8 protein-coding genes are annotated in these 7,874 nt (G+C 63.7%); 7 read left to right on the top strand and 1 reads right to left on the bottom strand.

Annotation, left to right across the window (positions count from 1 at the left end; genetic code table 11):
- Nucleotides 1–77 precede the first annotated feature (77 nt).
- From dapE to IAE39_RS13420, 3 genes are read left to right on the top strand one after another with little or no spacing between them, the layout of a single operon-like run.
- Nucleotides 78–1,229, top strand: a complete 1,152-nt coding sequence (gene dapE, locus IAE39_RS13410) for a succinyl-diaminopimelate desuccinylase (RefSeq protein WP_201203106.1) — start codon at nt 78–80, stop codon at nt 1,227–1,229.
- On the top strand, nt 1,229–2,041 hold the full coding sequence (locus IAE39_RS13415; protein WP_201203108.1) for a putative RNA methyltransferase: 813 nt from the start codon (nt 1,229–1,231) through the stop codon (nt 2,039–2,041). The genes dapE and IAE39_RS13415 overlap by 1 nt, the downstream gene beginning before the upstream one ends.
- A 17-nt stretch (nt 2,042–2,058) precedes the next feature.
- Nucleotides 2,059–2,436 carry a hypothetical protein gene (locus IAE39_RS13420; RefSeq protein WP_201203110.1) on the top strand — a complete coding sequence of 126 codons (378 nt, stop codon included), beginning with the start codon at nt 2,059–2,061 and terminating at the stop codon, nt 2,434–2,436.
- Between the two features lie 111 nt (nt 2,437–2,547).
- Here the strand turns inward: IAE39_RS13420 and IAE39_RS13425 are convergent, their stop codons facing one another.
- Nucleotides 2,548–2,757: a cold-shock protein gene (locus IAE39_RS13425; RefSeq protein WP_003252255.1), complete on the bottom strand. Its 210-nt coding sequence runs from the start codon at nt 2,755–2,757 to the stop codon at nt 2,548–2,550.
- Nucleotides 2,758–2,990: 233 nt separating this feature from the next.
- On the opposite strand from IAE39_RS13425, the gene plsB reads away from it, so the two are divergent.
- The 4 genes from plsB to IAE39_RS13445 all read left to right on the top strand — a co-directional run bounded on the left by plsB (nt 2,991) and on the right by IAE39_RS13445 (nt 7,551).
- Nucleotides 2,991–5,474, top strand: coding sequence for a glycerol-3-phosphate 1-O-acyltransferase PlsB (plsB, locus tag IAE39_RS13430; protein ID WP_201203113.1), 2,484 nt, complete (start codon nt 2,991–2,993; stop codon nt 5,472–5,474).
- 57 nt (nt 5,475–5,531) lie between these two features.
- On the top strand, nt 5,532–6,311 hold the full coding sequence (locus tag IAE39_RS13435; RefSeq protein WP_236548555.1) for a hypothetical protein: 780 nt from the start codon (nt 5,532–5,534) through the stop codon (nt 6,309–6,311).
- Between the two features lie 121 nt (nt 6,312–6,432).
- Nucleotides 6,433–6,831: a YbaY family lipoprotein gene (locus IAE39_RS13440; protein WP_201203114.1), complete on the top strand. Its 399-nt coding sequence runs from the start codon at nt 6,433–6,435 to the stop codon at nt 6,829–6,831.
- A 33-nt stretch (nt 6,832–6,864) separates the two neighbouring features.
- Nucleotides 6,865–7,551: a DUF4197 domain-containing protein gene (locus IAE39_RS13445; RefSeq protein ID WP_201203115.1), complete on the top strand. Its 687-nt coding sequence runs from the start codon at nt 6,865–6,867 to the stop codon at nt 7,549–7,551.
- Nucleotides 7,552–7,874 lie beyond the last annotated feature (323 nt).

Raw genomic sequence — 7,874 nt, forward strand, 5'->3', positions numbered from 1 at the left:
GGCCCCATTGCCCTATCGGTTTGATATAAGATAACGCCCCTCAGATTTCCCCGCCTTGCCTTGCCCCGGAGTCCCCCATGACGGCCCCTGCCGAGCTCTCGCCTACCCTTCAACTGGCCTGCGACCTGATCCGTCGCCCCTCGGTCACCCCCGTCGATGCCGACTGCCAGGCGCAGATGATGAACCGCCTGGGCGCCGTAGGCTTTCAGCTGGAGCCGATGCGCATTGAAGACGTCGACAACTTCTGGGCGACCCACGGCAACCAGGACGGCCCGGTGCTGTGCTTTGCCGGCCACACCGACGTGGTACCCACCGGCCCGGTACAGCAATGGCAGCATGAGCCGTTCGAGGCTTTGATCGATGCTGACGGCATGCTCTGCGGCCGCGGCGCCGCCGACATGAAAGGCAGCCTGGCTTCCATGGTGATCGCCAGCGAACGTTTCGTGCAGGACTACCCGAACCACCGCGGCAAGGTCGCGTTCCTGATCACCAGCGACGAGGAAGGCCCGGCCCACCACGGCACCAAGGCCGTGGTCGAGCGCCTGCAAGCGCGCAACGAGCGCCTGGACTGGTGCATCGTCGGCGAACCGTCCAGCACCACCCTGCTGGGCGACGTGGTCAAGAACGGCCGCCGTGGCTCGCTGGGCGCCAAGCTGACCGTGCGCGGCAAGCAGGGCCACGTGGCCTACCCGCACCTGGCGCGCAACCCGATCCACCTGGCCGCACCGGCCCTGGCCGAACTGGCCGCCGAGCACTGGGACGAAGGCAATGCGTTCTTCCCGCCGACCAGCTTCCAGATCTCCAACCTCAACTCTGGCACCGGTGCTACCAACGTGGTCCCGGGTGAACTGACCGCGCTGTTCAACTTCCGCTTCTCCACCGAGTCTACCGTCGAAGGCCTGCAGGCGCGGGTGGCGGCGATTCTCGACAAACACGAGCTGGACTGGTCGGTCGACTGGGCACTGTCGGGTCTGCCATTCCTCACCGAACCGGGCGACCTGCTTGATGCGGTAGCGGCCAGCATCAAGGGCGTCACCGGCCGTGATACCCAACCATCGACCAGCGGCGGCACCTCCGATGGCCGTTTCATCGCCACCATGGGCACCCAGGTGGTCGAGCTCGGCCCGGTCAACGCCACTATCCACCAGGTCGACGAGCGGATTCTGGCCAGCGACCTCGACCTGCTGACCGAAATCTACTACCAGACCCTGGTCCGGTTGCTCGCCTGATGCTCGCCTGCCCTCTTTGCCAGGCGCCGCTGAGCCGGCTCGACAACGGTGTGGCCTGCCCGGCAGGCCACCGCTTCGACCGCGCCCGCCAGGGTTACCTGAACCTGCTGCCGGTGCAGCACAAGAACAGCCGCGACCCGGGTGACAACCAGGCCATGGTCGAGGCCCGCCGCGACTTCCTCGACGGCGGCCACTATGCGCCGGTGGCCCGCCGCTTGGCCGAACTGGCCGCCGAACGCCAGCCCGGTGCCTGGCTGGATATCGGCTGCGGCGAGGGCTACTACACCGCGCAGCTTGCCCACGCCCTGCCCGCCGCCGACGGTTACGCCCTGGATATCTCCCGCGAGGCCGTCAAGCGTGCCTGCCGCCGCGCGCCGGATGTGACCTGGATGGTTGCCAGCATGGCCCGCGTGCCACTGGCCGACGCCAGTTGCCAGTTCATCGCCAGCGTGTTCAGCCCGCTGGACTGGGCCGAGGCCAAGCGCCTGCTCAGCCCCGGCGGTGGCCTGATGCGGGTCGGCCCCACCAGCGGCCACCTGATGGAGCTGCGTGAAGTGCTCTACGATGAAGTACGCCCTTATGCCGACGACAAGCACCTGGCCCTGGTGCCTGAAGGCATGGCCCATGCGCACAGCGAAACCCTCGAGTTCCGCCTGAGCCTGGCCGCGCCCAAGGCCCGCGCCGACCTGCTGGCCATGACCCCGCACGGCTGGCGCGCCAGCGCCGAAAAACGGGCTCGGGTGATCGACCAGCCCGAGCCGTTCGAGGTTACGGTTTCCATGCGTTATGACTATTTCGTGCGCCAAGACTGAGCACAACCGGAGCCCTTATGCGCCAACCTGATATCGAGATTTACCTGAAGGACGCCGACGTCGACCACAAGCAGATTGCCGAGTGGCTCGCCCAGGCAGTCGGCCCGTGCAGCGAATGGCAGCAGAAAGGCCATACCTTCAAATGCCAGGCCGGTAACATTCCGGTCACTTGGTTACCCAAGGCTGTAGGGAAATGGAACAGCCTGTACCTGGAAAGCGACCAGACGCCGTGGGCCGATGACGTCGCCTGCGCCCGCGCCGCATTCGCCGCTCTGGGTGTGGAAGTGCGCTGCGCGCCGGGTGGCTGGGTGGAAGAAGACGGGGAAGAAGATGCCGACCGCTGGGTCCGCATCAGTGCCGACGGTGAAGAGGAAATCACCTGGCGTACTTCTTGAAACTAAAGCCTTGCTCATTTCTGTAGGAGCGGGTTTACCCGCGAACACGGGCTATGCCCGTGCCAACGATCGGGGTGGCTGCTTTCGCGGGTCAAGCCCGCTCCTACAGGCTCAGAGGCCCACTACGTCTTCGGCTTGCAGGCCTTTCTGGCCCTGCACGCAGGCGTATTCCACCCGCTGCCCTTCGACCAGGGTACGATGCCCCTCACCGCGAATCGCCCGATAGTGGACGAACACATCCGCACCACCTTCGCGCTGAATGAAGCCATAACCCTTGGCATCGTTGAACCACTTTACATTCCCAGTCTCACGAGACGACATCTGAACTACTCCGGATTTTTATTGTGAAAATCGCCTTGCAGGCATGGGGTTACCTGCCCCGTACCAACGCCGCTTGTCGAAATATCCTGCAAGTGGCAGGCCGAGTATATGACACAGAACAAAAAAAATTGATGACGGCCCCGCTGTTGGCCGATTTTTGCTGAACTTACGCACATACGGCAGACTAAATAGCTGGATACTCACCTGAACATCACACCCAGGGCACACACCCCATGACCCGTTCCCCCCTGCGCCGCCTGATTTTCGGCGCCCTGCGTCGCCTGTTGTACCTGTGGGTGCGCTCCGAGACCATCAACCAGTCTTCCATGTCATTGAACCTGGACCGCAGCCGGCCAGTGTTCTATGCCCTGCCGTCACCGGCGCTCACCGACCTGGCCGTACTCGACCACGAATGCACCAAGGCTGGGCTGCCACGCCCGGTGCTGCCGGTCACGGTCGGGCCACTGCAAGAGCCCGCCGCGTTCTTCTACCTGACCCCCGACCCGGACTGGCTCGGCCGCCAGGACAAGCGCGGCGCCCCGCCCACGCTAGAGCGCCTGGTCGCAGCCATCAGCCAGCACGCCGAGGAAGATGCGCAGATCATTCCGGTCAGCGTGTTCTGGGGGCAGACCCCGGCCAGCGAATCCAGCCCGTGGAAACTGCTGTTCGCCGACAGCTGGGCGGTGACCGGGCGCCTGCGCCGGCTGCTGACCGTGCTGATCCTGGGGCGCAAGACCCGGGTGCAATTCTCCGCGCCGATCCACCTGCGCGACCTGGTGCAACACAACAAAGGCCACGAGCGCACCGTGCGCATGGCCCAGCGCCTGATGCGCGTGCATTTTCGCAACCTCAAGACCGCCGTCATCGGCCCGGACATCTCGCACCGGCGCAACCTGGTCAAAGGCCTGGTCCACGCCCCGCTGGTACGCCAGGCCATCGTCGACGAGGCGCAGCGCGAGAACCTGCCGCTGGCCAAGGCCGAAGCCCAGGCATTGCGCTACGGCAACGAGATCGCCTCGGACTACACCTATACCGCCATCCGGTTTCTTGAAGTGGTGCTGAGCTGGTTCTGGAACAAGATCTACGACGGCATCAAGGTCAACCACATCGAGCAGGTGCAAAGCATCGCGCCCGGCCACGAAGTGATCTACGTGCCGTGCCACCGCAGCCATATCGACTACCTGCTGCTGTCATACCTGTTGTTCCGCAACGGCCTCACCCCGCCACACGTGGCCGCAGGTATCAACCTCAACATGCCGGTGGTGGGCAACCTGCTGCGCCGTGGCGGTGCGTTCTTCATGCGCCGCACGTTCAAGGGCAACCCGCTGTACACCGCCGTGTTCAACGAGTACCTGCACACCTTGTACACCAAGGGTTTCCCGGTCGAGTACTTCGTCGAAGGCGGCCGCTCGCGCACCGGGCGCATGCTGCAGCCACGCACCGGGATGCTGGCCATTACCCTGCGCAGCTTCCTGCGCTCGTCACGCACGCCGATCGTGTTCGTGCCGGTGTACATCGGCTACGAGCGCGTGCTCGAAGGCCGCACCTACCTGGGCGAGCTGCGCGGTGCCAGCAAGAAGAAAGAGTCGGTGTTCGACATCTTCAAGGTGTTCGGCGCGCTCAAGCAGCGTTTTGGCCAGGTCTACGTCAACTTCGGCGAACCGATCCGCCTGGCCGGCTTCCTCGACCAGCAGCAGCCCGGCTGGCGTGAACAGGACCACGGCCCGCAATACCGCCCGGACTGGCTGAACGCTACCACCAGCCGCCTGGGCGAGACCGTGGCCTGCCACCTCAATGAAGCGGCGGCGATCAACCCGGTCAACCTGGTGGCCCTGGCGCTGCTGTCCACCAGCCGCCTGGCCCTGGACGAACGCGCCCTGACCCGCGTGCTCGACCTGTACCTGGCGCTGCTGCGCCAGGTGCCCTACTCGCCGCACACCACCCTGCCCGACGGTGACGGTGCAGCGCTGATCGAGCATGTACGCAGCATGAACCTGGTCGCCGAGCAAAAGGATGCCCTGGGCCGCATCCTCTACCTGGATGAAGGCAACGCGGTACTGATGACCTACTACCGCAACAACGTGCTGCACATCTTCGCCCTGCCCGCGCTGCTGGCCAGCTTCTTCCTCAGCAGCTCGCGCATGAGCCGTGAACTGCTGGGCCAGTATGTGCACGCGCTGTACCCGTACCTGCAGGCCGAACTGTTCCTGCGCTGGACACCAGAGCAACTGGACGACGTCATTGATCAATGGCTGGCCGCGCTGGTCGATCAGGGCCTGCTGCGCCAGGACAACGACGTGTACGTGCGCCCTGCACCCAGCTCGCGGCAGTTCGTGTTACTGACCCTGCTCGCCCGCACCATCACGCAGACCCTGCAGCGCTTCTACATGGCCACTTCGCTGCTGCTCAACAGCGGCCAGAACAGCCTGAGCGCCGAAGCGCTGGAAGACCTGTGCGTGATGATGGCCCAGCGCCTTTCCATCCTGCATGGCCTGAATGCACCGGAGTTCTTCGACAAGACGCTGTTCCGCCACTTCATCCAGACCTTGCTCCAGCAAGGCGTGCTGCACGCCGATGCGCAGGGCAAGCTGGGTTATCACGACAAGCTCGGCGAACTGGCCGAAGGGGTAGCCAAGCGCGTGCTGTCGGCCGAACTGCGGCTGTCCATCCGCCAGGTGGCACTGCATCAGGATGGGTTTTCAGAAGCAGGCGCCTGAACAAACTCGAGCCGGATTTCCCTCTGTTCCCCTCTGGCCAAGGCCCATAGGGTGGCTATGGATGATTGCGCAGCGCATTCATCTGTAACCAACACTGAACCGAAGGAAATCCGAATGGCCTCTGAGAACTTGATCGAGATATGCGGCACCGTAGTGGTGCCGGCCTGTGTCGGCGCCGATGAAGGTGCCCCCCACATGGGTGTGCGCATACAGCTTGGCACCGAGGAAGACAAAGTCATCATGGCGGCCTGGCACTGCCAGACATATGGTGCCGAAATGCCTTTCAGCCTGCTGCTGGACCGTAACAGCCTGCCGGAAGGCGCTGAGCCGACGTTGGTGGCCAGCTATGGCACAGGTGTGCAACACGATGCAGACGCTGCAACGTTATGCATGCCACTGGATGTCAGCCATCCTCAAGCGACTAGCCAAAGGGTTCTGGCCATACCCGCCCTTCCCGGTCAACCTGCAGGGCAAGGAGAGGCTGGCAGGTCTCCAGCCATCATCACGTTGGAAAACACCGTTGAAATACCCGATGAGGCGCTTCGCCCGCAGGCATTACTCACGCTTGGGCTGTATCGGACTCAGGAAGATGGCCACAGCAACAGGGGCTCAAGCTACATTGCCGGAACCGCGTTATGGCCGACCCAAGGCACGCTGACGCTCAATACCTACCTGGATGGCAATACCGTTGACCCGGACGAGCCCTTGCAACTGCGCGTGGCCTATTACGACCCTCAGACCATGATCCCTTATGCCGGCAGGAACCTGCGCAACCTGACCCTGGCAAGCATTGCCGAGCTGGATGTCATTACCCTGCGGGCACCTCGCCGCAGCTGACTGCCAACGTTTTACCGGGTCAACATGCCGCAATGGCATCTTCATGAAGGACCCACCAGTGGAAATCCGCTACAGTCCCAAGGGTTGGCCACAAGCCAGCCCCAAGGACACCGGAGATTCCATGAAAAAGCTCTTTATGCTGTGTTGCGCATCCCTGCTCGCAGCCTGTTCCAGCCAAACCCCGCCCCCCCAGGCCAGCCTGGATGGCGAAGTCTTCTACCTGCAGCGCATTGCCCTGCCACCTGCCGCCACCCTGAGCGTCGAGTTGCAAGATGTATCGCTGATGGACGCTCCGGCAGTGACCTTGGCCCGCCAGGCCGGCCCGGTCAAAGGCAACGTGCCGCTGCCGTTCCACCTCACCTACGACCCGCGCCAGGTCAAGCCCGGCCACCGCTATGCGGTCAGCGCGCGTATCGAGCTGGATGGCAAGCTGCTGTTCATCAATACCGAGCACCATGGCGTCATGCTCGACGGTAGTGATGCACAGCCGGTGCGCATCAAGGTCGACCAGGTTCGCTGATACCCGTATTCATCTGTTTACAAGGAAAGCTTCATGATCCGCACTTCCCTGCGCTTCACCACCCTGTGCGCCGGCTTGCTGTTGTCGGCCAGCGCCCTGGCCCTGTCGCTGGGCGACCTCAGCCAGAAAGACGCCACCGGCGGCCTGAAAGACGCCCTGACCCAGGGCGCGCAGCTGGCTGTCAAGCAACTGAGCACCCCGGGTGGCTTCAGCAACAACCCCGACGTGCGCATCGAACTGCCGGGCAACCTGGGCAAGGCGGCCAAAGCGATGAAAATGTTCGGCAAGGGTGAACAGGTCGAAGCCCTGGAAACCAGCATGAACAAGGCCGCCGAGGCTGCCGTGCCGCAGGCCCAGGCAATTTTGGTGGATGCCGTGAAGAACATGAGCGTGACCGACGCCAAGGGCATCCTCAGCGGCGGTGACGAGTCGGCTACCCAGTACCTGAACAAGAGCAGCCGCGAACAGATCCGCGCCAAGTTCCTGCCAATCGTCAAGCAGGCTACCGACAAGGTTGGCGTGGCCCAGCAGTACAACGCCTTCGCCGCCCAGGCCAAAGGCCTGGGGCTGGTCAAGGATGACGCCAATATCGAGAACTACGTGACCGAAAAGGCGCTGGATGGCCTGTTCGAGATGATCGGCAAGCAGGAACAGAGCATTCGCCAGAATCCGGCTGCGGCGGCTACCAGCCTGGCCAAGAAGGTGTTCGGCGCCCTGTGATGGCCCTGGGGGCTGCCATGCAGCCCATTCGCGGGGCAAGCCCGCTCCTACATCGATCGGCGTATGCAGGGCCTTTGTAGGAGCGGGCTTGCCCCGCGAACACCGGCGCAGCCGGTGCCATGCATTGTGTTGGATTCTTCGCGGGTGAACCCGCCCCCACATCGATCGGCGTATGCAGGACCTTTGTAGGAGCGGCTTTAGCCGCGAACACCGGCGCAGCCGGTGCCATGCACTGTGTTGGATTCTTCGCGGGTGAACCCGCCCCCACATCGATCGGCGTATGCAGGACCTTTGTAGGAGCGGCTTTAGCCGCGAACACCGGC

It is taken from the genome of Pseudomonas sp. S37, assembly GCF_016658545.1.
GTDB lineage: Bacteria > Pseudomonadota > Gammaproteobacteria > Pseudomonadales > Pseudomonadaceae > Aquipseudomonas.